Genomic DNA, 24,901 nt, shown 5'->3' on the forward strand with positions numbered 1-24,901 from the left:
CGTCGGACCGCGTCGGACCCCGCGTCAGTCCTTCGCTCCCGCCTCCTGGGGCTGCTGGGGCTACTGGGGCTGCTGCTGGGCCTCCGCCTCCGTCAGGATCTCGGTCAGCCGCAGCCCGAACCGTACGTCGCAGGGGTGCGGCTGTCCCGTACGGACCGACTCCAGCAGCGCGTCGGTCGCCGCGCGGAACGAGTCGACCGGGTCACCCCACTCCGTCGGCAGCACCGCCGTACCGTGCTCGCCGCGCAGCTCGACGCCCGACCCCGACCCCGCCTCCGGCGCGCTCAGGCTCAGCGCCACCGTACTGGCCGCCCCGGACACATGCCGGAGCACGAGGTGGGTGAGGTCGGGCTCGCTCCGTACGGCCGTCACGTCCGTGACATCGCCGAGCAGCGGGATCAGGGCCGACAGCGCGTGCGGCCCGACGTCCCACAGGCCGCCCTTCTCGCGGCGCCAGGGGGACGCGGCGTACGGACTGTCCGCGCCGGTTCCGTAGAGCGCGCCGAGCCAGTACGCGTGGGCGGTGAACCAGCCGCCCTTCGCGGCCTGCTCGTCGATCCAGTCCGCGGTCCCGGGGGCGAAGCGCAGGGTGCAGAAGACGACGGACGAGACGCCCGCGTCGGCCGCCGCGTCCGCGACCTCGCGGGCGCCGGCCACCGTCGTCGCGACCGGCTTGTCCATCAGCAGATGGCATCCGGCGGCGGCGGCCCGTGCCGCCAGCGGCGCCTGGATGTCGGGCGGCAGGGCGAAGGCGATGGCGTCGCTCTCGGCGAAGAGTGCGTCGAGGCCGACCTCGCCGGAGTGCGGAGTGGTGTCGTAAGCGGCGGCGAGCGCGGCGGCGGCCTCGGGGCGCCGCCCCCAGACACCGCTGAATTCGATTCCGGGATGGGCGGCGAGGGCGGGGGCGTGCGTGCGCTCCGCCCAGGGGCCGGTGCCGAGGAGTCCGATACGTGGCTTGCTCATGGCGATCAGTGTGCCCCCTGCCCCTGGGACACAGCAGGTGCCCCCTGGGGCAGAGCACGTGCGGCGGACGAACGGTACGGCGGCGGCCCCCGCAGGACGCCCGGCACCCGGCGGCCAGGACAGCGGGGCAGCGCCCGGCACCCGGCACCCGGCACCCGGCACCCGGCACATAAAACAGTGGCCCCCGGCCCCACGGCCGGTGTTACGTTGCACGGGCCGGCCGCGGGCCTCCGGCGCGACTTCCGGGACTTGCCTCGTAAAGCAGTGATTTCGCTGATCGCGCCCCCATGCCCCGGCCGGCACCGCCGATTCAGGCAGGCACTGGGGGACACACCATGGCGGAGACCTTCTCCGATCTGATCGCGGCCGAGGACGTGCTGCTGTTCGTCAACGCGGCCGTCACGGCGACCGGGCAGCGCGAGTTCCACTCGGACGCGCACACGCAGCGGCTGTCGCTCGCCTTTCTGCATGAGTACGTACGGGTCAACTACCGCCCGGTGTACGCCGCCACGCTCGCGCTCGACATCAACGACCACAACGCGCTGCTGATCATCGAGGGGCTGCTGCGCACACCGCGCGAGGCGGGCCCGGAGGAGAAGCGCGCGGAGGGGCGGCTGATCGCGAGGCGGCTGACCCTGCTGCCCCCGCAGCGTGTCTACCGGCTCTTCGGCGGGCTGCGGGCCTCGGGGGTCGGCAACCGCCGCACCCGCGCCATCCTGCGCGAGTGGCTGGCGGGCCGGCCGGATCTGGCCCACGACGCGGTGAAGTACCGCAACGGTCTCAAGTCCGCCGCGCGCCACTTCCACCTGCCGCTCCACACTCCCCCGCACACGCCCCTCCACGCTCCCCTCCACCCGCCTCTGCACACGCCTCCGCACACACCTGTCCACGCGCCTCTCCACCCGAGGACGACAGCGACAGCGACAACAACGGCGACAGCGCCCGCGCAGCGCGGCCGTTCGTCCGAACTCGGTGACTTCCTCTTCGCGCCCGGCCGCCGCAAGCGCTACGACCACGGGCTGCTGGACGCGTACCGCCGTGCGCACTTCGAGCAGGGCGCGCTCTACGAGCTGCCGTTCACGGTCGCCGAGGGATTCGCCGCCAGGCACGGCGTCCCGCGTGGGGAGTTCCTGGAGCGGATGGAGCCCCGGATGACCCGGCTGGAGCGGCTCCGTACGCAGCGCGCCGCGACGGCGCGGAGCGCCGCGGACGCCGGCACCGAGGCGACGCGGACCGATCTGACCGTCATGCCGCTGACCCGGCTCGCCCTGTACGTCCTGTCCCTGGCCACGGACGAGCGGATGCGGCGCCGGGCCGAGCTCACCCGTGCCCTGCGTACGGCCGCGCGCCGCGTGGCCGGTCCGTACACCGGCACCTGGGGACGGGTCGCCGCCGTGCTCGACGACAGCTACTCCTCGTCCGGGTCGGGCGAGAAGCGCCGCCGTCCGCTCGCCACCGCTCTGGCCTGCCACTTCCTGCTGGACGCGCTGGCGGCCGCCGGTTCGTACACCCCGTTGTGGACCTCGGGGAGCACGGATCCGCTGCTGGTCCGCCCCTATGGACCGACCCCGCTCGGCACCCGGATCATCGACGCGCTCGACCACGCGCCCGACCGGCTGGTCATCGTCTCGGACGGCTGGGACAACGCGCCTCCCGGGCTGGCGGGCGAGGTGCTGCGGGTCTGGCGTACCCGGCTCGACCGGGAGGGCAGGACGAGCGCGGTTCATCTCAACCCCGTATACGACGCGGACGGCTTCGACGTACGCCGGCTGGCGGCGAGCGTGCCGACGGCGGGGATACGGGACGCCGAGGATCTGCCGGCGCTGGTGGAGATCGCGCAGTTCGCGGAGGGCCGTACGGGACTGGCCGAGCTGCGCGCGTATCTGGACCGGCGGGCAGAGCGTTTCGTGGACGCCGGAGCGACGCGCGGCGAGACCTTCCCGGAGGGGCGATGACCCGGCTCGATCTCACCGGTCTGATCACACGTCCCGCGCAGGTCTGGGGCGGTATCCGTCTGGTGCCGCTGGTGCGCGCGGAGCCGCTGCCCGGTCTGCGGCTGCACCGGCGGATCTACGAAGGTTACGGAGACGGCGCAAGGCACGGCGAGGTCGAGGTGGGTCCGGGCACCCGCTATGTGTCGTACATCCCGCACGGTTTCGTGGCCGACTGGTCGGGCGACGGGAGCCAGGCGGCGGCGTACGGCACCCAGCTCGGTGTCGGTGACGACGACGGCCACGGCCACGGCCACGGCGGAGGGCGCGGCGACGGCGAAGGTCACGGTCAGCGTCACGGCGACCGGCCCGACCCGTACGACCGGTCCGACCCGTACGACCGGTCCGGCCCGTACGACCGGCTCGACCCGTACGACCGGCCCGGCCTGCGACCCGAGACCGTGCCCGTGCGCCGTCATCACCGGATGGTCAGGCGCGCGCGGGCGGGGAAGGGCGGCAAGGGCCTGTCCCACGCGGCCGCCGCCACGCGCTGCCGTTTCCTGCCCCTGCATCTGGCGCTGGAGGGCTATCTCTCCCTCCACTTCGGGGGTCCGTCCATCGCCTGGGACGAGTGGTCCCAGCAGGCGGTACGGCAGGGGCTCTCGCCCCGCGCCGAGGACGCCTATCTCGGCCTCGGTGTCCGGGGACTCACCGACGCCCTCCGCGTGTTCGAGATCCATCCCGGGCAGTGCGGGGTGATGGTCTACACGTCGGACTCGCTCGCCGCCGCCTTCGTCGTACCGCACCCCGACGACTATCGGGCCCTGCACCCGACCCTGGTCGAGGACCTGTACGGGGAACTGGTCCATCAGTACGCGTTCTTCGGCGCCCCGGTGGCGGAGTTCGAGGCGCGGATCCGCGACGGCCGTCATCTGGAGACGCTCGCCGATCTGCGGGCCGCGGCGCGTGCGCAGGAACGCGTGTGGAGCGAGACGCATGAAGCGGTCCTCGCCCGTGAACTCCTCTCCACGTCCTACTCCTTCGAACGCGTGTATAGGAGGGGTTCGTATGAGTTGCACCGTTTCCTCCCGCCGTTCCACCGGGACCGGCAGGAGCAGCACATCGGCGAACTCATCAGCGACCACAAGGGGCGCACGGCGTATCTCAAGACGTTCCGGCTCTCCGACGCGCAGATCAGACGCGGCCATCTGCTGACCCGGCTGGCCGATCACGACTGGCATCTCGGGCGTACGGCCGAGGCGTTGGGGGCGACCTACGACGAACTGGTACGCCGGATCCGCGCCGCGGGATTCGAGTCGCTGGTCAACACGCACGCGGTGGCCAGGCGGTCGGCCGGCCGCGCGGCCGGTCACCCGGACGTTGGTACCGCCGGCGGTACGACCGGGCACCCCGAACACCCCGAACACCCCGAACAAGCCACAGGGCGCGCTTCCCCACGCGACGCCGCTGAAACAAAGGAAACCTGAGTAACACGTGGTTCACGGTCGGGCAACAGACGGGAAATCACAGATTGCGAAGCTTCGGGTCAAAATTGCTGCACCCGTAAAGGATGAGGCCCCGTGACCTTCAAGGCTGAGTACATCTGGATCGACGGCACCGAGCCGACCGCGAAGCTGCGCTCGAAGACCAAGATCCTCGCGGACGGCGCCGAGCTGCCCATCTGGGGCTTCGACGGGTCGAGCACCAACCAGGCCGAGGGACACGCCTCCGACCGGGTGCTGAAGCCGGTCTTCTCGTGCCCGGACCCGATCCGCGGCGGGGACGACGTCCTCGTCATGTGCGAGGTCCTGAACATCGACATGACGCCGCACGAGTCCAACACCCGTGCGCGGCTCACCGAGGTCGCGGAGAAGTTCGCAGGCCAGGAGCCGATCTTCGGGATCGAGCAGGAGTACACGTTCTTCGAGGGCTCGCGTCCGCTGGGCTTCCCCGTGGGCGGCTTCCCGGCCGCGCAGGGCGGCTACTACTGCGGTGTCGGCTCGGACGAGATCTTCGGCCGCGACATCGTCGAGGCGCACCTGGACAACTGTCTCAAGGCGGGTCTGGGCATCTCCGGTATCAACGCCGAGGTCATGCCGGGCCAGTGGGAGTTCCAGGTCGGTCCCCTGGCCCCGCTCGACGTGGCGGACCAGCTCTGGATCGCCCGCTGGCTGCTCTACCGCACCGCCGAGGACTTCAACGTCTCCGCGACGCTCGACCCGAAGCCGGTCAAGGGCGACTGGAACGGCGCGGGCGCGCACACCAACTTCTCCACGCGGGCCATGCGCGAGGGGTACGAGGCGATCATCACCGCGTGCGAGTCGCTGGGCGAGGGCTCCAAGCCGCTCGACCACGTCAAGCACTACGGCGCGGGCATCGACGACCGTCTGACCGGACTGCACGAGACCGCCCCGTGGAACGAGTACAGCTACGGCGTCTCCAACCGCGGCGCCTCGGTCCGTATCCCCTGGCAGGTCGAGCAGGACGGCAAGGGGTACATCGAGGACCGCCGCCCCAACGCCAACGTCGACCCCTATGTCGTCACCCGGCTCATCGTCGACACCTGCTGCACCGCCCTGGAGAAGGCCGGCCAGGTCTGATCCGGGCGGGTCTGATCCGGCCAGGTCTGATCCGGGCGGGTCTGATCCGGGCGGGCCGTCCCGCTCACGGCACCCGGAGGGGGCGGACACCGGTTCGGTGTCCGCCCCCTCCGTCGTGCGCCGCCTGCCCGTGCGCCGCCGCCCGTGCGCCGCCTGCCATGAGTCCGCGCGCGTCCGGCACGCGTCCGCCACGCGTGCGCGAGGGCCGTCACGCCGCCGTTTCGTCGCCGCTTCGCCGCCATTTCGTCACCGCTTCGTCGAGGCTTCGTCGCCGCTGTGCTGACCGTCACGCCATGGGCGGGTAAGGACAGCGGAAAGTGACCTGCTGCCGCCCGTCGGTATCTGCTTCAATGGGGTCATGGCCAGCTTCCAGCACCCCGCGACAGGTCGCACCGACCTGGAGCCTTTCTGGCCGTCCCGGCAGCACCACGACTTCGACCGCGTGTGTTGCCGCGCGAGGAACGCGCCGGCCCTCTAAAACCTCCTTCGAGGCCTTCGGCCGCCGCGCACGACGTACGTCCCGTCCGTCTCCTGTCGACTTGACGACTCCCTCGCGCGAAAGAGCTGACCTCTCATGGCGAACCCCCGTTCCTTCTCCGCCGGCGCGGCCACCGCCTCGGCCGCGGCACACAACCAGAAACCGGCGACGCCCGGCCGTCACCGCCTCCGTGCCGTCGACCGCGACGAGACCGTCCCGGCCGCCCGCCCCGCCGTCGCCCCCACCGGACAGGTCGTGGACTTCCTGCCGCCCGGCGCCACCTGGCTGCCCGCGCCCCAGCACACACTGCCCTCCCTGCCGGGACAGCCGCCGATGATCGGCTATCTCGTGCTCGTCCCCGCCGACCAGCAGGCGGCCGTGCTGGCCGCCTCGGCCCCGTACCGTCCCGTGGAGACGGAACCGGCCGGGTCCGAGGTCACCTCCGAGGCGCGGGCCGCGGGCGGCGGTCCCGTCCGGATAGACAGCGCCCAGCGGATCGCCCTGGTGGACGGGAAGCCGCTGGACCTGACGTATCTCGAATTCGAGCTGCTGGCCCATCTCGTGGCACATCCCCACCGGGTGCACACGCGCGACCAGTTGGTGACCACGGTGTGGGGCTACGGTCATGTGGGCGACGGACGCACCGTCGATGTCCATGTGGCGAGGCTGCGCCGGAAGCTGGGGGCCGAGTACCGGCACACCATCCAGACCGTACGGCGCGTCGGGTACAAGTACACGCCCTGAACCGCCCGGAGGGCAGCCTTGCCGGTCCGGTGCCGGACCGGTGCCGGACCGGTGACGGACCGGCAGGGCTCCCCGCGCAGGGCGCACCCCGCACACCCCGCACACCCTGCGTACGGAGCGCACGGGGCGCGCCCTGTCTACGGGGCGTACGGGGCGCGCCCGATGCCGAGGCGTTACGTCCGGGCGCCCGTCCCGGATCCCGTTCCCGTCCCGGTTCCGGTGGTGGCTCCGCCGCGGGCGCGGGCGCGGGAGAGCGCCCCCAGCACCCCGTCGAGAACCAGGAACACCAGCAGGCTGATGCCCAGCAGCGGGACGAACCAGCCGACCAGGGCCACCACCGCGGCGAGCGGCAGCAGGACCGTGAGCGGCACCTTGCGCCAGGCACCGCGCGGTATCGGCCTGCCCGCGGTCAGCCTGCGCTCCTTGGTGGGCCTGCGCTGCCACCACATCCGGTAGCCCCACACGATCAGCAGGATCAGTGCCAGGGCGAGAGCCGCGAGCGCGAGCTGGTTGACCACTCCGAGGAAGACCCCCATGTGGGCGTCGATGCCGAAGCGGGTGAGCTGGGCGAGCACGGGATAGTCCGCGAAGCGCAGTTCGTCGATGATCGTGCCGTTGGCGGGGTCGACGGCCACCGAGTCGAGTGCGACGGGGAACTGGGTGTCCGTCTGGGCGACCACATAGCCGTCGCCCTCCTTCGGCAGGGTCACCGAGAGCGGTCCGTCGAGACCGGCCTGCCGTGCGGCGACGACCACCAGATCGATACCGACGTCCATGGCGCCCGCGCCGTCCGTCCCCTCCATCCCGGGCATGTCCTCCATGCCCTCGTGGCCCTCATGGCCGCCGCCCGCCGCGCCGCCGCCTCCTTCGAGGGTGGCCGAGACGGCCGGGGTGGCGCCGCCGAGCTGGTCCTGGACCGCGCCGATGTTCTCGCCCGCGTACCGCGACCAGGTCAGCCCCGTGGCCGAGAGCAGCACCAGTCCGGTCACCGCCCACAGACCGACCGAACCGTGCAGCGAGAGCGTCCGGCGCCGGCCGGTGGCCCCGCGCTCGGGCACCAGCAGCGCCCGCTTGGAGGCACGTCTGCGCCCGGCCCAGAGCAGCACTCCGCCCAGGGCGACCACCCACAGCCAGCTCGCGGCGAGTTCGCTGTAGAGACGGCCCGGCTCGCCCAGATGGAGATGGCGGTGGAACTCGGAGAGCCAGGTGCGCAGCGGCAGGGCGCCCGAACTGCCGTAACTGGTCAGCTCGCCCCGTATCTCCGCGGTGTACGGATCGACGAAGACGGCGAGCGACTTGCCCTCCTCGACACCGGGCGCGGTCATCAGGACCCGGGTGGTGGCGCCTTCGTCCGACGGGAGGCGTACGGAGGTGACCGTGCCGTCGGGGCGGGCGGCGCGGGCGGCGTCGAGCTGCTGGGCGAGCGGAACGGTGCGGTCACCGACCGGCACCCGCAGCTCATGGCGGTAGATCACCTTCTCCGCCTGGAAGGAGAGGGCGTAGAGGAACCCGCTGGTGGCGGCGACCAGCAGGAGCGGGGCGATGAGCAGCCCCGCGTAGAAGTGGAGACGCAGCACAAGAGGCCGCAGGGAACTCCGGACGGACGGCGTCTCCGCCGGGGCCGGGGGCTCGGACGTGGTGCTGTGCGCTGCTGCGGCGCCGTGCGCTGCTGCGCCCTGTACGGGGTCGTCAATGGCCATGACTGTCCTCGGTGTTGGCGTTGGCATGGGGAAATCGGCCCCGGCCGCCGCCCGACGTCAGACAGTGGTGCTGAGAGCGGCTCCAGGGGCCGTGGTACGGGTGGTACGGAACGCGGGCGGCCCGCGCCGCGACAGCGTGTGCGCCGGTACGACCCCGTGGACGCGGTGGTGCGCGGAGGCCTCCGGCCGGGGGCGTATCAGCCGGGGCGCGGCGGGCAGCCGTACGGCGGCGAGGAGCAGCCGCAGCGGCGAGAAGGCCAGGGCGCCGGCGGCGTGCACGAGCCGGAACAGGGCGGCCTCGCCCCGGGCCAGCCAGAGCGCGCAGAGGACGGCGGCGAGGAGATGCGCGGCCGGCATCGCGGGGGAGCCGTCGGTGAGGGCCTCCAGCACGGTCGGCCGCCCGTCGGGGCCGGTGCCCGCGCCGCCCATGGTCATGCCGACGCCCATGCCGGAAGGCATACCGGCAACCGCGCCCGTGCCCCCGCCCATCCCCGTCCCGGGCCCGGTGACCGGATGCGGTCGCGGGCCGTGCGCCACCGCTGACAGCCGTGCCGCCGTGGGCAGTCCGTACGGCAGCGCCCCGGCGAAGATCAGATGCAGCACACCCTGGACCGTGACGAGGGCGGCCCCGATCGAGCACGCCCCGCGGCGCCGGCCGCCCGCGAGCCAGCCGAGGCATCCGGTCACCGCGAACGCCGTCCACAGCGCGCCGACCGGGATCTCATGCCCGGATGCGAACAAATGCCCTACGGCCGCCAGAGTCACGCAGACCGCCGCGAAGGCCGCGGCCCGCAAGGCGCGCAACGGCGACCGGGCATCTGTCATGGTGCGCACATGCTGCCATCCCGGGGGACCGTACGGCAGATCCCAAAAGCCCTTGATTCTCCCGACGGCGAACTTCCCTGTCCTCGGCGCCCGCTCACGGGCAGAGTCGGTGCCATGAGACTCCTGATCCTCGGTGGTACGGAATTCGTGGGCCGCGCCGTCACGGAGGCGGCGCTCGCCCGTGGCTGGCAGGTGAGCGTCTTCCATCGCGGCCGTCATGAGGCACCGGCGGGGGCGGTCACCCTCCTCGGTGACCGCACCGCCCCCGGCGGTCTGGCCGCCCTGGCCGAGGGCGAGTGGGACGCGGTCGTCGACACCTGGTCGGCGGCCCCCTCCACGGTGCTCTCGGCGGCCCGGCTGCTGGCGGGCCGGGCCGGCCGGTACGCGTATGTCTCCAGCCGCTCGGTGTACAGCCACCCGGCCCCGGCCGGACTGGACGAGGACGGCCCGCTGGTGACGGGCGCGTCCGCCGAGGCCGGACAGACCGCCTACCCCCAGGACAAGCGGGGCGGCGAACTGGCCGCCGAGGCGGTCTTCGGCGACCGGGCGCTGCTGGTGCGCGCCGGTCTGATCCTCGGCCCCTGGGAGAACATCGGCCGGCTGCCGTGGTGGCTGAACAGGATCGCCAGGGGCGGTCCCGTGCTGGCCCCCGGGCCGTACGACAACCCCGTCCAGTACATCGACGCGCGCGATCTCGCCGAGTGGACCCTCGACGCCCTGCGGCAGGGTCTTGGCGGCCCGTACAACCTGGTGAGCTCGGCCGGGCACACCACGATGGGTGAACTCCTCGACGCGTGCGTACGGGTGACGGGCTCCGGTGCCGAACTGCGCTGGACCGCACCGGAGCCGATCCTCGCCGCGGGCATCGAGCCCTGGATGGACCTGCCGATCTGGCTGCCGCCGGGGGAACTCCACGACACCCTGCACCGGAGCGATGTCACCAGGGCACTGGCCACGGGGCTGCGCTGCCGTCCGGTGGCGGAGACGGTCGCGGACACCTGGGCCTGGCTGCTGTCGGTCGGGGGCCGGGCACCGCAGCGCCCGGACCGCACCCCCGTGGGCCTGGCGCCCGAACTGGAGGCCAAGGTGCTGGGCGGCTGACACCCCCACCGCCGGGCTCCCCGCCCCGGGCCCGTGCCGCGCCCGGCTTCCCCGGCGACCCAGGATCGCCCTCAGCCCACCACTCGTGCCGCTCCGGCCGCTCGGGCCGTCCTCACCGGCCGTGCGTGTCCCCGGCCCTGGTCCTGTCCCTGGCCCCGCTCCTGCCGCCGTCCCCCGTGATCGTCCCCGTCGGCACCGATGAGGCCGTGACCGATGGCGCCGGGGCGGGCACCGGGGATATCCCCGGGGACGCCGCCGTGGATATCGCCGCCGCCAGCGCGGTCCGCAGCTCCGCCGTCCCCCGCTGCCACGCGCCGGCCTCTCCGTCCGCCTCCGCCCACAGATCGCGCAGCTCGGACCTGTCCGCCGTCACCCGGTCCAGGGCCCGGACCGCGAGAACTCTCAGCTCCTCGGGAAACCGGGGCAGGGGCTCGTCCGGGCCGTACACCGTCTCCACGGGCGGGCCGCCGGGGCACTGCTCGGCGACCAGCGCGGCCGCCGCCACGGCCACCACCGCCTCGTCGCTGTCCAGATACTCCTCGGCGGCGATCGCGCGGAGGAGCGCCGCACGCACCAGATCCGTACGCCCCGCCTCGGTCGCCTCGTCCAGGTCGGCGGCGAAGTCCGCCGCGGTGTCGTTGTCGAAGTGGCCGGTGTCCCATGTGCCCACGGTCTGCCCCCTGGTCGTTCTTCATCCCGTTACGGAGATCGTGCCAGGTGCCACTGACAATCGGCCCCGCGCACGGACATGGCCCGGACACCCCCCGTACGGTGTCCGGACCATGGGCCTGTGAGGCCCCGCCGGCGAACCGCCCGGCGCGACGGCCGCCGCCGCCTCAGCGGATCAGCTCCCCCGGCGCCTCAGCGCCAAGTCGTCGGCGCCACGTGCCGGGGCCCCGCGGCCGACGGCTCCGTACCCACGCCGGCTCCCCCGGCCGACGCGCCGCCCGCTTCCCCCTCGACGTCGCCGTGCCTGATCCCCGGCAGCCGTCCCAGCCCCTTCGGCGTACGCCAGTTCCGCTCCCCTAGCAGCACCATCACCGAGGGCAGCAGCACCATCCGTACGAGCGTCGCGTCCAGCAGTACCGCCACCGCGAGCCCCACGCCCATCTGCTGCATGTCCTGCATCGACAGCGTTCCGAAGACCGCGAAGACGGCGACCATGATGACCGCGGCGCCGGTCACCGCGCCCGCCGTGCGGCGGATGCCCTCGTGGATCGCCGACGGGGTGTCCAGACCCCGGTCGTGGGCCTCCTTCATCCGGGAGACCACGAACACGTGGTAGTCCATCGACAGGCCGAAGAGCACCACCAGCACGAACAGCGGCATCCAGCTCTCGATCGCCCCGATCTTCTCCGTACCGAGCAGTTCGGCGCCCCAGCCGTGCTGGAAGACGGCGACCATCACCCCGTACGCGGCCACCACCGAGAGCAGATTGAGCACGATCGAGGTGGCGGCGATGACATACGACCGGAAGCAGAACAGCATCAGCAGGAAGGTCACCGCGGTGATGAAGACGAACACCGGGACGATCCCGCGCCTGAGCTGAGCGGTGAAGTCGACCGATCCCGCGAGATCGCCGGTCACATGGACCTGTGCGCCGGTGCCCGCGAAGGCGGCGGGCAGCCGCTCGTCCCGCAGCTCGGACAGGGCGGCCTTCGAGCGCGCGTCGCTGCCGTTGCCCGCGAGGGGGACCTCGATCTCCGCGATGTTCCGTTCCGGGTGCACGGTCACCGTGTCCGCGGGGAACCGCCCGAGCGCCTTCCGTACCCCGGCCGCCCCGATGTCGTCGGCCTTCACGACCACCCGCGCGGGTGCGGGACCGCCCGGGAACGTCTCGGTGATGTTCCGGTGCGCGACCGTCAGCTCGGACCCGGAGCCGAACTGCTTCTCCATGCCCAGCGATTCCGTCTTCATGCCGAGCGCCGGCACCGCCAGTGCCACCAGCACGGCGGCCGAGGCCACCGCGAAGAGCTTGGGCCTGGCCAGTACGGGCCGCAGCAGCGCCCCCGCCAGCGCGCCGCTCTCCCGCGCGCCCTTGCGCGCGTTCTTCTTCCCCCGGCGGTTCAGGAACGGCACCCGTCCGGCCTCGACACGGTCGCCGAGCCAGGCCAGCAGCGCGGGCAGGACGGTCACCGAGCCGATCATCGCGATGAACACGACCAGGATCGTGGCGAGGGCGAAGCCCTTGAAGAGCATCAGCCCGGAGAGGAACATCCCGGCCATCGCGACCATCACCGTCACACCGGAGACCAGGACGGCCCGGCCGCTGGTGGCCGCCGCGATCCGCAGCGCGGTCTCGGCGTCGCGCCCCGCGGCCCGCTCGTCGCGTTCACGCCGCAGGTAGAACAGGCAGTAGTCGACGCCCACGGCCAGTCCCATCAGGAACATCACGGAGTAGGTCGTCTGGAAGAGATGGAGCTGGTGGCTGGCGAGGGAGAGCAGTCCGAAGGCGGCCAGGCACGCGGTGAGCGCGAGCCCGACGGGCAGCAGCGCCGCGACCACGGCCCCGAAGGCGACCAGCAGGATGCCGAGCGCCAGCGGTACGGCGGTGAACTCGGCGCGCTGGAAGTCGTCGGCGAGCAGATCCCCGAGCAGCTTGCCCGAGCTGGCCTCTCCGAACTGGTAGAGCCGCACGTCCCGGTGCGCCTCGCCGGTCTCCCGTACGGCGTCGAGCACGGGCCCCACCCGGTCGGCCGCCGTCGTCGAGTCGCCCTTGATCTCGAAGCGGATCAGCGCGTCCTTGCCGTCCTCGGAGGCGAGGGGCGGGGCGATCCCGCCCACCTCACCCGTCGCGCGCAGGGCCTCGGTCAGCGCTCCGGCCGCCGTACGCCAGCCGCCCTCGGCCCGGCCCGCGACCATGACCAGTTCCCCGGCGGGTTCGTCGATGCCGGCCTCGTCGAGGATGCGCTCCGCTCGCGCGGAATCGCCCGCCCCGCTCTCGGACGCGGACATCTCGACCATGCCCGAGGCACCGCCGAGACCCGCGGCCAGCACGACGAACAGCAGCCAGCCGATGATCGCCGTCTTGCGATGGTGTGCGCTCCACACACCGATACGTGCCGCGAGGTTCTGCCTCATGGCGTTTCGCCCCCAGAAGTACATGCGTCGTAAGCGATGAACAGGTCGTCCATGACGCTAGGAATCCGGGGCCCTCCGCCCCAGCCGCCGAAGCCCCTGATCGGGGGTGGTGCTGGCAACACCCCCGGTCGGGGGGTGACCGGCTGACGGGTCGGGCCCCGGAGAGTTCAGACTGGGCGGCATGCCCGGAGGCCGGGCCGTCGGGGGCCACGGGAACTCGCCCCGGCCATGAGGAAGAGAGATGACCATGGACGGATGGAAGCTCCGGGGGGCGCTGACGGCGATGGGGCGCGGGCTGGTGCTGTCGTTCGCCGCGCTCGCCGGATCGATCACGCTCTTCGTGCTGACGGTGGTCTCGATCGCCCTCGTGCCGCTGGGCGTCGGGGTGTTCACCACCCCGGCGCTGCTGACGGCGGTCAGGAAGCACGCCAACCAGCGCCGGCTGCTGGCCGCCACCTGGTCGGACATACCGATTGCCGTGCCGTACCGGCCGTTGCCGCCGGATGTGCGCGGTGGGGTCACCGGTCAGGTGGAGCGCTGCACCCTGCTGCTGAAGGATCCCGCGACGTGGCGTGATCTCCAGTGGATGCTGGTGGACATGACCCTGGGCGCTGTCCTGGCCCTGCTGACCTTCGCCCTGAACGTCTACGCGCTGGAGGGGTTCGTCCTGGCCGCCGGCCTGTGGCGGGTGTTCAGGGACGATCAGTACTGGTACGGATTCGTGCCGGTCGACAGCCAGGTGACAGCGCTGGCCGCCGCCGCTCTGGGGCTGGCGCTGTTCGCGCTCGGTCTGCGGTACAGCGCGGATCTGCTGCGGCTCCACTTCCTTCTGACCAGGGTGATGCTCGCGCCCGGCCGGGACCGGCAACTGGCCCTGCGCATCGAGCGGCTGACCGAGTCCCGCCATGACGCGGTGGACACCTCGGCCGCCGAGCTGCGCAGGATCGAGCGCGATCTGCATGACGGCGCGCAGGCCAGGCTGGTCGCCGTGGGCATGGATCTGGGCACGGTCGAGGCGCTGATCGAGAAGGATCCGGCGCGGGCCAAGGAGCTGATCGGCAAGGCCCGTCAGTCCTCCGCGGAGGCGCTGACCGAACTGCGGGATCTCGTCCGGGGGATCCATCCGCCGGTGCTCGCCGAGCGGGGGCTCGGTGACGCCGTGAAGGCGCTGGCCCTGCGGCTGCCGCTGCCGGCCGAGGTGAGTGTGGAGCTGCCGGGCCGGGCGGAGGCGCCGGTGGAGTCGGCCGCGTACTTCGCGGTGAGCGAGGCTCTGGCCAACGTGATCAAGCACGCGCGTGCCGACCGGATCTGGGTCGATCTCTCCCATACGGAGGGCATGCTGCGGATCGCGGTCACCGACGACGGCGGCGGGGGCGCGGCGATCGGGAAGGGCTCTGGGCTGAGCGGTCTGGAGCGCAGACTCGGTACATTCGACGGCATCCTGGCCGTCAGCAGCCCCGCCGGCGGTCCCACCATGGTGACCATGGAGATTCCTTGCGAGTTGTCCTAGCCGAAGATCTCTTCCTGCTGCGCGACGGTCTGGTCCGGATGCTGGAGGCGTACGGCTTCGAGATCCTGGCCGCGGTGGAGAGCGGACCCGAACTGACCAAAGCGCTGGCGGAGTTGACGCCGGACATCGCTGTCGTCGATGTCCGGCTGCCGCCGTCCCACACGGACGAGGGCCTTCAGTGCGCCCTCGCCGCGCGCCGCGCGCGCCCCGGCCTGCCCGTCCTCGTACTGTCCCAGCATGTCGAGCAGTTGTACGCGCGTGAGCTGCTGGCGGACGGCGACGGCGGGGTCGGGTATCTGCTCAAGGACCGGGTCTTCGACGCGGACCAGTTCATCGACGCGGTACGGAGGGTCGCGGCGGGCGGTACGGCGATGGACCCCCAGGTCATCTCGCAGTTGCTGTCCCGGCGTGCCCAGGACAGACCGATCGGCGGTCTGACACCGCGCGAGCGGGAGGTGATGGAGCTGGTGGCGCAGGGCCGCTCCAACGCCGCGATCGCGGGCCAGCTCGTCATCACCGAGCGGGCGGTGGCCAAGCACACCTCGAACATCTTCGGGAAGCTGGACCTGCCGGTGTCGGACGACGACAACCGCCGGGTGCTCGCGGTGCTCGCCTATCTGGACCGTGACAGATGACGGTGATGTACCCGGAGCGCCGCACATGAGCTGTCCGGACCGGACAGGTGAAACGGTGCCCAGGGCCGATCCGGGGCCGATCCGGGGCCGATCCGGGGCCGATCCGGGCCGGTCGGGGGCCGGTCCGAGGCCGATCCGGGCCGGTCGGGGGCCGATCCGGGCCGGTCCGGGGCCGGTCCGGGCCGTGACAGGTGCCCCTTCCTGTCCGGCCATCACCCCCTTCGCGCGGCTCGGCCGCAATGAGGACGCAATCAGGGGTATCCGCCCGTTTTGTTGATGGAGTTTTCTATGAATTCGCGCGGCGGCTGAACACGCCGCGAATGGTGTCCGTATGGAACGGAGCGCTTCGCTTCTCCCCCTGCCGAGATTTCCCTGTAACCGGCAAACGAAGCTTGAGGAGTTCCATGGGACGCACATCGAGAAAACGCTCCACACTGGCAAACCGGGCGATCGCCGCCTCGGCTGCCTTGCTCCTGGGCGGGGGTGGCCTGGTAGCGGTGAATGTCTACGCATCCGCGGGTGAGGGCAGGTCCCACCAGCGTCCGCCGCAGAGCGAGAATGCCGGACAGGCAATGTCGACCATCGACTGCCCTGATGTGGCGAACGAACTTACGGACGTGCCCCGAGGGGCACGCTGGCAGGTCGACCGGGAGCTGGCCAGGATCGACAGCCAGATCACCCAGGCGTACAAGCGGTTCGCCGATCAGAAGGAACAGATCGAGCAGGACCCCGCGTTCGCCGAGAATGCCATTCTCAATCCGCTGAAGCAGAAGCGGCTGTCCTCGCTGGAGCGGATCGCGAACGCGATCGACCGCGTCGGCGAGCGGCCGCAGGGCCTGGAGGCGCTGGCGCCCTGCACCCTGCGGGCCGACGACAGCCAGGGCGGCGAAGAGCCCGGCGGCCAGGACGGCGGCCAGGGTCAGGACGGCGGCCAAGGCCAGGACGGTGGTCAGGACCAGGGTCAGGACGGCGGTCAGGGCCAGGACGGCGGCCAGGACCAGGGTCAGGATCAGGGCCAGGACGGTGGCCAGGGCGACGGTCAGGACGGTGGCCAGGCCGGTGGCGGTCAGGCCGGCAACGGCCCCGAGGCCTCCGATTTCGTCGACATCACGACCGTCCAGCCGAATGTGAGCCAGCCCCGTCAGCGCCGCGGTTCTTCGAACGGCGCTTTCACCACCGAATGCGGTCGTAACGAGGCCGGAAAGTTCAATTCGGACAATGTCATCGTCGCGCCTGGTGTGAGCAATGGCGCCCACCATATGCACGATTATGTCGGCAACCAGGCCAACGATGCCTTCGCCACCGATGACTCTCTCGCCGCCGCAGCCACCAGTTGCCGTAATCAGGGTGACAAGTCCACCTACTACTGGCCGGTCCTGCGTCTCCAGAACGGGCAGGCCGAGGCGGACGCCAATGCCGACGGCGGTGGCAAGGAAGGCAATGTCGGAGAGATCCAGACTCCGTCGCAGGTGACCCTGAAATTCGCGGGCAGCCCGGTGTCCAAGGTCACCGCCATGCCGCGGTTCCTGCGGATCATCACGGGTGACGCCAAGGCATTCGTCAACGGCAACGCCAACGCCAACGCGTCGTGGAGCTGCACCGGATTCGAGAACCGCCAGCTCAAGGACAAATACCCGATCTGCCCCGAGGGCAGCCAGGTGGTCCGTACCTTCAAGTTCCAGAGCTGCTGGGACGGCCAGAACAGCGACAGCGCCAACCACCGCACGCATGTGGCGTTCGCCGATGCGAACGGCCGCTGCCAGAACGGGTTCAAGGCGATTCCGCAGCTTCAGCAGCGGGTGGTGTACAACGTACCGCCGGGGCCCGGGTTCGCGCTCGACTCCTTCCCCGAGCAGCTCCACAAGCCCGTCACCGACCACGGCGACTTCATCAACGTCTTCGACGAGAACCTGATGAACCGCGTGGTGAACTGCATCAACACCGGGCGCAAGTGCCGCTGAGGCACCCGCCCACCGTCGGACCGGGCGCTCCTCCCGCCCGGTCCGGCACCCCCCGCCCGCGCCGCGCGGCCGGCTCAGCCCATGTCGTGACCGGAGTGACCCTCGTGCTCCCCACCACCATCGCCTCCGGCGTGGTGTGACGAGCCGGTCTCCACGGTCCCGCCGAGCCGGCCGCGCAGCGCCGCGACCACCTTCGCGTCACCGACCGCGACCCACTTCCTGCCGACGAGATACGAGCCGCCGTAGTCCTTGGCCTCGTTGATCCACTCGCGCTGGCCGCGGTCGGTGGCGAAGGTGGCCAGCACATACCTGCCGTCGCCCGTCGTGCAGTTCGCCTGCCGCAGCTCGGTCGCGTCGGTCTGGATGTTCGGCTCGCACTCGGCCTTCGAGGCGAGCTGTTCGAGGCTCCCGGTCGCCGTCTTCGGCACCCCGGGGGCCTTGTTGTCGTTCGAGTCGTGGTCCGCGCCGTCGTTCGCGCCGCAGCCCGCCGCCAGCATCAGGGCCAGGGCCGCCAGTACCACTCGGGTTCGTTCCTTGCTCATGGGACCATCGTGCCTCCTGAGGCCCCCGTTGCGGGAGGGAACAGCGGGATGGAACATGACGAGGGACCGGAACGGGACGAAAGACCCGGACGGGGCCACGGGCCGGGATGCGATGGGGTGACCATCGGACCTATCGCTCGTTCTGCTGAACGTGCCCCAGGACAAAGCCGTCACCGCTTCCGTGACCACTCCCGAACCTCCGGCCGCCACCGTCGGCGTCGAACAGGCCGAGGCGGCGCTCGTCGAGCACTATCCGCGCCTCGTCCGGATCGCCTATCTCGTCCTGCCGCCGTCGCTCGGCCGCAACCGGCGGGTGCTGACCGCACACGCCCTGGTACAGCGCTCGCTGCCGCGCGGCCGTACGGCGGCGGACATGTCCGGGATCCCGGCGCCGCGCCGCACGGACGGGAGCGCCCGGGACCTCGGCTACGCGTATGTACGCGGGCGGGTGCTGCGGCAGGCACTGGACGCGGGGCGTCCGCTGCGCCGGCTCGCCAGGCCCCGGCGCGCGCAACTGCCGCCGCTGCTGCCGCACGTGTGGGGGCTGCGGCTGTTCCCGCGCTCGGGCGGCGCGGACGAACTCGCCCTGGACCAGCGGCTGTCCGGCCTCTCCTGCGCGGCGCGCGCGGCGTTCGTGCTGCGCGCCCTGGAAAAGCTGCCGGACCCGGAGGTATGGCGGGTGCTGGACGCGGCGGGGGCCAGGGACGTCGATACGGCGCTCGCGGCGGCGGCCGGGCTGAGGACGGTCGGCACGGCGGACGCCGGTGAGCTGCTGGAGTCGTCCGAGTTCGACCCCTGCTCGCTCCAGGCGCGGCCCACGGATCTGATGCGCCGGCGCCATCACGCGCGGACGGCGGTCGCGGCCGCGGCGGCGCTGGCCGTCAGCGGCGCGCTGTTCGGGCTGCCGGGCGGCGGGTGGGGCCCGGACGGGGCGGCGGCGCCCTCGTCCTCCCGTCATCCGGCGCTCGAGGCCGCCCTCGATCCGGCGAAGGTACGGCGGGTCGCGCCCACCGCGTGGGAGCGCTCCACGCGTACGGACTTCTCCGTCTGGCCCGCGCGCGGACCGCTGGCCGGGGACCGGGAGCTGCTGCGCAGGGCGCTGACGGTCTGGACGAGGCCCGGCACGGCGGTGCGGGTCACGGCGACGCCCTCGACTCCGCCGGGGCCGCCGATGGGACCGCCGCAACTCCTCTACGCGGGGCGGGTGGACAGGGCGCGGGTGGTGCTCTTCCACGACGGTCTGCGGGTGGTGCGGTACGCGGAACCCGCGCCGGACGGGCGCGGCGCGGGCCGGAGCGGCCGCACGGCGGACGGGAAGGCCGTCGCGCTCGACTTCGCGCGGGCCGACGGCGCGGACGCGACGGTCTCGGGCGCGCTGGTCCTCGGCCGCTCGGACGGCAATGTGCGCTATCTGACGGCGCCGTGGGTGCGGGAGACGTCCGTACGCGATCTGCTCGACCCCGCGGGGGCGGCGCGTCCGCTGCGCCGGGACGCGCACGGGGTGACGGAGCCGCTGGAGAGTCCGGCGATGGCACGGGACTGCGCGTCCTGGGACACGCTGGAGGTGCACGCCGACGGCACGGAGCGGCTGCTCACCGATCTCGGCGAGCTGATCCCGGCGCGGCTGACGTCCGGGCCGCCGTCGTCGCCGGAGGACGTCTCGGCCGCGGCGGACCGGGCCGCCTGGGCGCGTACCGCCTGTCTGCTGCCGACCGTGCGGTCGCATGGGGTGCGCTCGGTGAACTCCTGGGAGTACGCCCGGCAGCCCCTGCCCGAGTCCAACGGGACGGCACTGTGGCTGTGCACCCGCGCGGAGACCTGGCGGGGGACGGGCGACCGCGTCCTGGCCCAGTTCCAGGCGCCCGCGGAGCGGAAGACGGCGCCGGGCGCGGTCGCGGCCCGCGCGGAGGACACACCGGCGTGCGGGGTCCGCGAGCCGCGGGTGCTGGCGGGTGTGCTGTGGAAGTCGCGCGGCGGCCGGTGGTACGTGCTGGCGGCGGGCAGCGAACGGGTCGCGTCGCTGGAGGTGTCGGGGGGCGTCGAGGGACGCGCGAAGGGGCGGCTGCTGGCTGTGCGGTCGAAGGAGGGGGCGGAGGCGGCGCTGTACGGGCGGGACGGGGAGGGCGGGAGGGTGGACGCGCTGAGGTAACGGGGCGCGCCTTCCGGCGGGGGTGCGGTGGGTGGGTGGGTGGGTGGGTGGTGCGGTGCGCCGTCCGGCGGGGGGGGCCGTGGTGCGGGGTGCGGTGCGCCTCCCGGCGGTGCGCCTTCCGGCGGGGGTGCGGTGGGTGGGTGGTGCCGGGTGCCGGGGCCTCCGGAGGTACATGTCCGGACGGCATGATTTACGGCGCCCCTGGGCGGCCGCTGGATACGGGCGTCCGGACGCCACAAATCACGCTTTAGTGTCCGGACACGCACCTCCTACGACCCCGACCCCCTCCCGCCCGTCGCCCACTGCGGGTGAGCGGGTGGGCATGCACTGGCCGTGTTGGCCTCCCGCCGGTGGGTCCCGTTCGGGTGCCGGATCACCCCGGCCGCCTCGGGGTGCGGACATGTCTCCGGCTGCTGTCGGCCGCCGGCGAGTGAGCCGAAGGGCGCGCCGCTGTCGAAAGGGAGAGCGCGCGGAGGCCGTGAGGTACGAGCGGCCGAGCACGGTCGACCGTCGACAGTGGCACAAAGCGCCCGGAGGCGAACCGAGCCCTCAAAAAAGAAGGTGTGTGAGCCGAAGGGGCGCGTCGGTGCCGAAAAGGAGAGCGCGCGGAGGCCGTGAGGAACGAGCGGCCGAGCACGGTCGACTGTCGGCACCGACATGAGGCGCCCCGGAGGCGAACCGAGCCCTCAAAAAAATTACGGCAGCAGCCAGTCCGCGCTCAGGGCTGCTATCAGGCCCACGCCCAGGAGCCAGGCGCCCAGGCGGGTGCGGCCGTGGCGGTTCAGTTCGATCACGATGCCGCACAGGACCATCGCCAGTCCGTAGACCCCGACCACCAGCACCGACGTCCGCTGGGCCAGCCGTACCAGGAGCAGGACCGCGAGTGCCGCGAGCAGCAGTGAGGCCAGGGCGATTCCGACGAGCCTGGCCTGATGGGGCGTCAGGCCTTCGCGCTCGGGCTCCGGTGTCGGTGTGTCCACGACCTCGTCCTGGTCAGATGCGCTCATGGACGGCGAGCGTAACGGACCTCCCGGATGGCCCGCCCGTTAGGCTGTTCATATGACGACCGTAGTGCGCCGCAGGATGGGCGTCGAGGAGCGGAGGCAGCAGCTCATCGGCGTGGCGCTGGAGCTGTTCAGCCACCGCTCCCCCGAGGACGTCTCGATCGACGAGATCGCGGCGGCGGCCGGTATCTCACGGCCGCTCGTCTACCACTACTTCCCCGGTAAGCGGAGCCTGTACGAGGCCGCGCTGCGGCGGGCCGCCGATGATCTGGCGGGCCGGTTCGCGGAGCCGCGCGAAGGGCCGCTCGGGGCCCGGCTGCTGCGGGTCATGGGGCGTTACTTCGACTTCGTCGAGGAGCACGGCCCCGGCTTCTCCGCCCTGATGCGCGGCGGTCCCGCCATCGGTTCGTCCACCGCGACCGCGATGGTCGGCGAGGTACGGCAGGCCGCATATGAGCAGATCGCGGCCCATCTCGGGGTGGGCCGCCCGCCCGCGCGGCTGGAGCTGGTCGTACGGTCCTGGGTGTCGCTGGCCGAGACGACGGCGCTGATATGGCTGGAGGGCCGCCGTATCCCCCGGGGTGAGCTGGAGGTGCAGCTCGTGCAGGACTTCGCGGCGCTGATCGCCGTCAGCGCCGCCCAGGACGACGAGATGGCGGCGCTGCTGCTCCGGGTCGTCGCGGACGAGCCGGCCGACGGCGCCTTCGGGGATCTCGTCGGCCGGCTCACCCGGCTGGGCGTTCAGGCGTAGACCACCGTGACCTCGGTGAAGCCGAGGGAGCGCAGCAGGCCCTGGAGCATGCTGGTGGTGTTCTTCTCGGCGCGGGCGGTCAGTTCGCTCTCCTTGGCCGCGTCCGAGATGTGCCGGGCCGCCAGTTGGTTCACGGCGCGCTCGTCGGCCGGGTTGTCGGAGAAGAGGTCCCCGAGCCGGTCGAGCAGTCCGCGCTGTTTGGACACGGCGTACGAACGGTCCGGGTCCAGGGCGGGCTGCCCGAGGCGCGCGTGCGGCAGCCGGATCGTCGCGGAGGTGCGCTTCTCGTCGGTCATGACGCTGTCGCCGCCGAGTCCGCCGAAGTCGACGTACGAACTGACCGTGCCGGCGCCCACATAGAGGGTCCGGGTGCCGCGGATCGCGTCCGGCAGATACTTGGCGTCCTTCTCCAGGTCCACGACGACCTGGAAGTTGCCGGAAGCGGCCTCGTACCGGTCGAGGTCCTGAATCGATTCGAGCAGGGTCGGTCCCGTACGGTCGTGGGTCTCCTCGCCGAACAGGTTGCCGAGTCCGGGCAGCAGATCGAGCCGGCTGCCGAGGAAGAGCAGCGCGGCCACGACGACGAGGGCGAGGGGGATCTTGGTCCAGCGCGGGGGCCGGGGGGCGCGCGGTTTCGCGTCGTTCACGTCGGTGGACGTCATAGCTATCAGATGTCCCACGCGCGCCGGTTCACACCGCGCTCACGCCCCGGGTTCCAGGGGCGGACGGCCGTGGAGGGCGCGGGCGAGACCGCTCTCGCCGTCGGCCACCAGACCGCGGTGGAACGCCTCCTCGTACGCGGGGTTCCCGGCCGCCGCGCGCGCCTGCCGTTCGCACTCGGCGCGCACCGGCCCGAGTTCGGGGGTGCCGCGCTGCGGGTGGCCCACCATGCGCCAGAAGGCCTGGCCCGTGCCGTAGGCGTACGCGGCCCGTTCGCCGTCGCCCTGCGCGGCCACGGCGGCGGCCAGCAGATCGAGGCCGAGGGCGATCCCGAAGCTGTCGCCGAGCTGTTCCTTGCCCCTGACCATCGAACGGGCGTGTGCCTCCGCCTCGTGCGGGCGGCCCTGGAGCAGATGCACCAGCGCGAGCTGGTAGTCCGCGTAGGCACCGGTCCAGCACTCCCCGTGCTCCTGGCAGAGCCGCCGCAGTTCGTCGGCCCGCGCGCGCGATTCGTCGAGCCGGCCGAGCGCGGTGAGCGAGAAGACCAGGGCCAGCCGGCACATGAGCTGTGACGGCGAGTCGAAGGGGCCCCCGGGGTGGGCGCGCAGGGCACGGTCGGCGACCGTGTGGGCGGCGCGGGCGCGGCCCAGCATCAGACAGCTCAGGCTGAGGAGATAGGCGGCGAAGAGCGCGGACTCGGGGTCCTGGTCGTGCCAGGCGGCGAGGGTGCACTGCTCGCCGAGCCGGTAGGCGCCCTCGTGGTCGCCCTGGAGCACGAGGGCGATCCCGAAGGCCGTCAGGGCGCGGGTGCGGTGCGGCCCGGGGGCGGGAGACGCGTCGAGCGCGCGTTCGAGATAGATCCGGGCCTCGTGGAGATGGCGGCAGCAGTTCCAGAAGAAGCCGATGCGGCCCGCCGTCTCGACGGCCGTCGCCGGGTCGTGCACGAGCAGATGGTCGAGCGTGGCGCACAGATCGGCGTGGGCGTCGGAGATCCGCCGGTACCAGCCGGACTGGTCGGGTCCGATCCAGCCCGTGTGGGCCTGCCGTACGAGTGCGGCGAAGTGGGCGGCGTGCCGGTCGGCGAGCTGTTTCTCCTCGCCGAGTTCGGCCAGCCACATGGCGCCGTACTCCCGGATGGTGTCGAGCATCCGGTAGCGGGCGCCGTCCCGTCGCAGCACGGACTGGGCGACCAGACCGTCCAGGGCCCTGGTGACACCGGCGGTGGTGAGCGGGCCGCCCGCGCAGACCTCCCGTATGTCGTACTCGTCCATGTCGCCGCGGAAGACGGAGAGCCTTGCCCAGAGGAGCCGTTCGAGGGGGGCGCACAGCTCGTGGCTCCAGCCGATGGCGGTCCGCAGGGCACGGTGGCGCTGGGGCCACACGTCCTGGTGGGTGAGCATGTCGAGCCGGGCGTCGAGCCGGACTTCGAGCAGTTCGGCGATCCGCTCGACGGAGTTGTCGTGGAGCCGGGCGCAGGCGAGTTCGACGGCGAGCGGGATTCCTTCGAGCCTGCGGCAGATCCGGACGGCGGACGCGAGGGTGCCGGGATCGTCGAGCCGCAGCCGGGGCGCGGCGACGGCGGCGCGGTCCTGGAAGAGCTGGAGGATCTCGTCGTCCTCGTCGTCCACCGGCAGGGGCGGCACGTCGACGAGGCGTTCGCCCTTGGCGCCGAGGGGCGCTCTGCTGGTGGTGAGGACGGTGAGGCCGGGGGCGGCGGTGAGCAGTTCGGCGACGAGATGGGCGCAGGCGGGCGCCATCCGCTCGCAGGAGTCGAGTACGAGCAGCATCCGCCGGTCGCCGAGCCATTCGCAGAGCGCCTCGATGGGCATCCGCAGGGAGTGGTCGGCGAGCCCGACGGCGTCGGAGACCGTGGTGAGCAGCATCCGCTCGTCGTGGAGCGGGGAGAGATCGGCCCACCACACACCGTCCGGGAAGCGGCCCCGGCCGTCCGGGGCCCCGTCCCCGCCGTGGCCCGCCTGCCGGGCGGCCCGGAGCGCCAGCCGGGTCTTGCCCACACCGCCGATACCGGTCAGGGTGATCAGCCGGTCCTCTTGGAGCGCGTGTTCCAGCAGGACCAGTTCGGTCCGGCGGCCGACGAAACTGGTCTTCTCCCCGGGAAGGTTCCCCACCACGGGGACAGTCTGGACCAGTTCGGCCGCATGGCCGACACCCATGGTGGGAAACAGTCAGAAACGACCGAGAGTTGCTCTTTTCCGGTCGGTTCGGCGACCCGACGCCGACGCACTGAGCCAATGCACTAGGGCGT

Annotated in this window: 19 protein-coding genes; 10 read left to right on the forward strand and 9 right to left on the reverse strand. The window is 72.2% G+C overall.

Annotation, left to right across the window (positions count from 1 at the left end):
* Positions 1-60 precede the first annotated feature (60 nt).
* The gene (locus tag ACFYYH_RS26855) at positions 61-963 is read right to left on the reverse strand and encodes a Gfo/Idh/MocA family protein (protein ID WP_388555954.1); all 903 of its coding nucleotides are present in this window, start codon (positions 961-963) and stop codon (positions 61-63) included.
* Between the two features lie 335 nt (positions 964-1,298).
* On the opposite strand from ACFYYH_RS26855, the gene ACFYYH_RS26860 reads away from it, so the two are divergent.
* From ACFYYH_RS26860 to ACFYYH_RS26875, 4 genes are all read left to right on the forward strand, one after another.
* On the forward strand, positions 1,299-2,918 hold the full coding sequence (locus ACFYYH_RS26860) for a hypothetical protein (RefSeq protein WP_388555957.1): 1,620 nt from the start codon (positions 1,299-1,301) through the stop codon (positions 2,916-2,918).
* Entirely contained in the window at positions 2,915-4,381 is a 1,467-nt protein-coding gene (locus tag ACFYYH_RS26865; protein WP_388555959.1) for a hypothetical protein, read from the forward strand. Before ACFYYH_RS26860 ends, ACFYYH_RS26865 begins: the two co-directional genes overlap by 4 nt.
* Positions 4,382-4,474: 93 nt before the next feature.
* Entirely contained in the window at positions 4,475-5,494 is a 1,020-nt protein-coding gene (gene glnII, locus ACFYYH_RS26870) for a glutamine synthetase (RefSeq protein ID WP_388555961.1), read from the forward strand.
* A 574-nt stretch (positions 5,495-6,068) separates the two neighbouring features.
* Positions 6,069-6,716, forward strand: a complete 648-nt coding sequence (locus ACFYYH_RS26875) for a winged helix-turn-helix domain-containing protein (protein ID WP_388555963.1) — start codon at positions 6,069-6,071, stop codon at positions 6,714-6,716.
* A 173-nt stretch (positions 6,717-6,889) separates the two neighbouring features.
* Here the strand turns inward: ACFYYH_RS26875 and ACFYYH_RS26880 are convergent, their stop codons facing one another.
* Both ACFYYH_RS26880 and ACFYYH_RS26885 read right to left on the reverse strand, forming a co-directional pair.
* A complete protein-coding gene (locus tag ACFYYH_RS26880; RefSeq protein ID WP_388555966.1) occupies positions 6,890-8,416 on the reverse strand; it encodes a PepSY-associated TM helix domain-containing protein in 1,527 nt (508 codons plus the stop codon).
* A 57-nt stretch (positions 8,417-8,473) separates the two neighbouring features.
* Positions 8,474-9,241, reverse strand: a complete 768-nt coding sequence (locus ACFYYH_RS26885; RefSeq protein WP_388555969.1) for a hypothetical protein — start codon at positions 9,239-9,241, stop codon at positions 8,474-8,476.
* Between the two features lie 114 nt (positions 9,242-9,355).
* Between ACFYYH_RS26885 and ACFYYH_RS26890 the strand changes: the two genes are divergently transcribed.
* Complete coding sequence (locus ACFYYH_RS26890) at positions 9,356-10,342, forward strand: NAD-dependent epimerase/dehydratase family protein (RefSeq protein WP_388555972.1); 987 nt, start codon at positions 9,356-9,358, stop codon at positions 10,340-10,342.
* A 112-nt stretch (positions 10,343-10,454) separates the two neighbouring features.
* On the opposite strand, the gene ACFYYH_RS26895 is transcribed toward ACFYYH_RS26890, so the two are convergent.
* Together ACFYYH_RS26895 and ACFYYH_RS26900 are read right to left on the reverse strand one after the other, a co-directional pair.
* Entirely contained in the window at positions 10,455-11,012 is a 558-nt protein-coding gene (locus tag ACFYYH_RS26895) for a DUF4259 domain-containing protein (protein ID WP_388555974.1), read from the reverse strand.
* Positions 11,013-11,203: 191 nt separating this feature from the next.
* Positions 11,204-13,423 (reverse strand): MMPL family transporter, encoded by a 2,220-nt coding sequence (locus tag ACFYYH_RS26900; protein ID WP_388555976.1) that lies wholly within the window; start codon positions 13,421-13,423, stop codon positions 11,204-11,206.
* A 241-nt stretch (positions 13,424-13,664) separates the two neighbouring features.
* Here ACFYYH_RS26900 and ACFYYH_RS26905 point away from each other — a divergent pair, with 241 nt between their 5' ends.
* The 3 genes from ACFYYH_RS26905 to ACFYYH_RS26915 all read left to right on the forward strand — a co-directional run bounded on the left by ACFYYH_RS26905 (position 13,665) and on the right by ACFYYH_RS26915 (position 17,529).
* Positions 13,665-14,933, forward strand: a complete 1,269-nt coding sequence (locus ACFYYH_RS26905; RefSeq protein ID WP_388555979.1) for a sensor histidine kinase — start codon at positions 13,665-13,667, stop codon at positions 14,931-14,933.
* Positions 14,918-15,568, forward strand: coding sequence for a LuxR C-terminal-related transcriptional regulator (locus ACFYYH_RS26910; RefSeq protein ID WP_388555982.1), 651 nt, complete (start codon positions 14,918-14,920; stop codon positions 15,566-15,568). The genes ACFYYH_RS26905 and ACFYYH_RS26910 overlap by 16 nt, the downstream gene beginning before the upstream one ends.
* A 404-nt stretch (positions 15,569-15,972) precedes the next feature.
* Positions 15,973-17,529 carry a DUF1996 domain-containing protein gene (locus tag ACFYYH_RS26915; RefSeq protein ID WP_388555985.1) on the forward strand — a complete coding sequence of 519 codons (1,557 nt, stop codon included), beginning with the start codon at positions 15,973-15,975 and terminating at the stop codon, positions 17,527-17,529.
* A gap of 74 nt (positions 17,530-17,603) precedes the next feature.
* Here the strand turns inward: ACFYYH_RS26915 and ACFYYH_RS26920 are convergent, their stop codons facing one another.
* Positions 17,604-18,071 carry a hypothetical protein gene (locus ACFYYH_RS26920; protein WP_388555987.1) on the reverse strand — a complete coding sequence of 156 codons (468 nt, stop codon included), beginning with the start codon at positions 18,069-18,071 and terminating at the stop codon, positions 17,604-17,606.
* A gap of 151 nt (positions 18,072-18,222) precedes the next feature.
* On the opposite strand from ACFYYH_RS26920, the gene ACFYYH_RS26925 reads away from it, so the two are divergent.
* Positions 18,223-20,220: a hypothetical protein gene (locus tag ACFYYH_RS26925; protein WP_388555990.1), complete on the forward strand. Its 1,998-nt coding sequence runs from the start codon at positions 18,223-18,225 to the stop codon at positions 20,218-20,220.
* A 695-nt stretch (positions 20,221-20,915) separates the two neighbouring features.
* Here ACFYYH_RS26925 and ACFYYH_RS26930 read toward each other — a convergent pair.
* Positions 20,916-21,227 (reverse strand): hypothetical protein, encoded by a 312-nt coding sequence (locus ACFYYH_RS26930; RefSeq protein WP_388555993.1) that lies wholly within the window; start codon positions 21,225-21,227, stop codon positions 20,916-20,918.
* Positions 21,228-21,279: 52 nt separating this feature from the next.
* Here ACFYYH_RS26930 and ACFYYH_RS26935 point away from each other — a divergent pair, with 52 nt between their 5' ends.
* Positions 21,280-21,975 carry a TetR/AcrR family transcriptional regulator gene (locus ACFYYH_RS26935; protein WP_388555996.1) on the forward strand — a complete coding sequence of 232 codons (696 nt, stop codon included), beginning with the start codon at positions 21,280-21,282 and terminating at the stop codon, positions 21,973-21,975.
* Here the strand turns inward: ACFYYH_RS26935 and ACFYYH_RS26940 are convergent.
* Positions 21,966-22,637: a DUF4230 domain-containing protein gene (locus tag ACFYYH_RS26940; protein WP_388555999.1), complete on the reverse strand. Its 672-nt coding sequence runs from the start codon at positions 22,635-22,637 to the stop codon at positions 21,966-21,968. The genes ACFYYH_RS26935 and ACFYYH_RS26940 overlap by 10 nt on opposite strands.
* Before the next feature lie 39 nt (positions 22,638-22,676).
* Positions 22,677-24,809 carry an ATP-binding protein gene (locus ACFYYH_RS26945; RefSeq protein ID WP_388556001.1) on the reverse strand — a complete coding sequence of 711 codons (2,133 nt, stop codon included), beginning with the start codon at positions 24,807-24,809 and terminating at the stop codon, positions 22,677-22,679.
* Positions 24,810-24,901 lie beyond the last annotated feature (92 nt).

Origin of the sequence: Streptomyces sp. NPDC002018 (assembly GCF_042890865.1) — a bacterium.
Classification (GTDB): Bacteria; Actinomycetota; Actinomycetes; order Streptomycetales; family Streptomycetaceae; genus Streptomyces.

Bases quoted from the DNA above. Each gene is read 5' to 3' on its own strand.
- ACFYYH_RS26875 (WP_388555963.1), top strand. From the start codon at position 6,069: ATGGCGAACCCCCGTTCCTTCTCCGCCGGCGCGGCCACCGCCTCGGCC.
- ACFYYH_RS26885 (WP_388555969.1), bottom strand. From the start codon at position 9,241: ATGACAGATGCCCGGTCGCCGTTGCGCGCCTTGCGGGCCGCGGCCTTC.
- ACFYYH_RS26915 (WP_388555985.1), top strand. From the start codon at position 15,973: ATGGGACGCACATCGAGAAAACGCTCCACACTGGCAAACCGGGCGATC.
- ACFYYH_RS26920 (WP_388555987.1), bottom strand. From the start codon at position 18,071: ATGAGCAAGGAACGAACCCGAGTGGTACTGGCGGCCCTGGCCCTGATG.
- ACFYYH_RS26935 (WP_388555996.1), top strand. From the start codon at position 21,280: ATGACGACCGTAGTGCGCCGCAGGATGGGCGTCGAGGAGCGGAGGCAG.
- ACFYYH_RS26890 (WP_388555972.1), top strand. From the start codon at position 9,356: ATGAGACTCCTGATCCTCGGTGGTACGGAATTCGTGGGCCGCGCCGTC.
- ACFYYH_RS26945 (WP_388556001.1), bottom strand. From the start codon at position 24,809: ATGGGTGTCGGCCATGCGGCCGAACTGGTCCAGACTGTCCCCGTGGTG.
- ACFYYH_RS26940 (WP_388555999.1), bottom strand. From the start codon at position 22,637: ATGACGTCCACCGACGTGAACGACGCGAAACCGCGCGCCCCCCGGCCC.
- ACFYYH_RS26865 (WP_388555959.1), top strand. From the start codon at position 2,915: ATGACCCGGCTCGATCTCACCGGTCTGATCACACGTCCCGCGCAGGTC.
- ACFYYH_RS26905 (WP_388555979.1), top strand. From the start codon at position 13,665: ATGACCATGGACGGATGGAAGCTCCGGGGGGCGCTGACGGCGATGGGG.
- ACFYYH_RS26930 (WP_388555993.1), bottom strand. From the start codon at position 21,227: ATGAGCGCATCTGACCAGGACGAGGTCGTGGACACACCGACACCGGAG.
- ACFYYH_RS26880 (WP_388555966.1), bottom strand. From the start codon at position 8,416: ATGGCCATTGACGACCCCGTACAGGGCGCAGCAGCGCACGGCGCCGCA.
- ACFYYH_RS26860 (WP_388555957.1), top strand. From the start codon at position 1,299: ATGGCGGAGACCTTCTCCGATCTGATCGCGGCCGAGGACGTGCTGCTG.
- ACFYYH_RS26855 (WP_388555954.1), bottom strand. From the start codon at position 963: ATGAGCAAGCCACGTATCGGACTCCTCGGCACCGGCCCCTGGGCGGAG.
- ACFYYH_RS26900 (WP_388555976.1), bottom strand. From the start codon at position 13,423: ATGAGGCAGAACCTCGCGGCACGTATCGGTGTGTGGAGCGCACACCAT.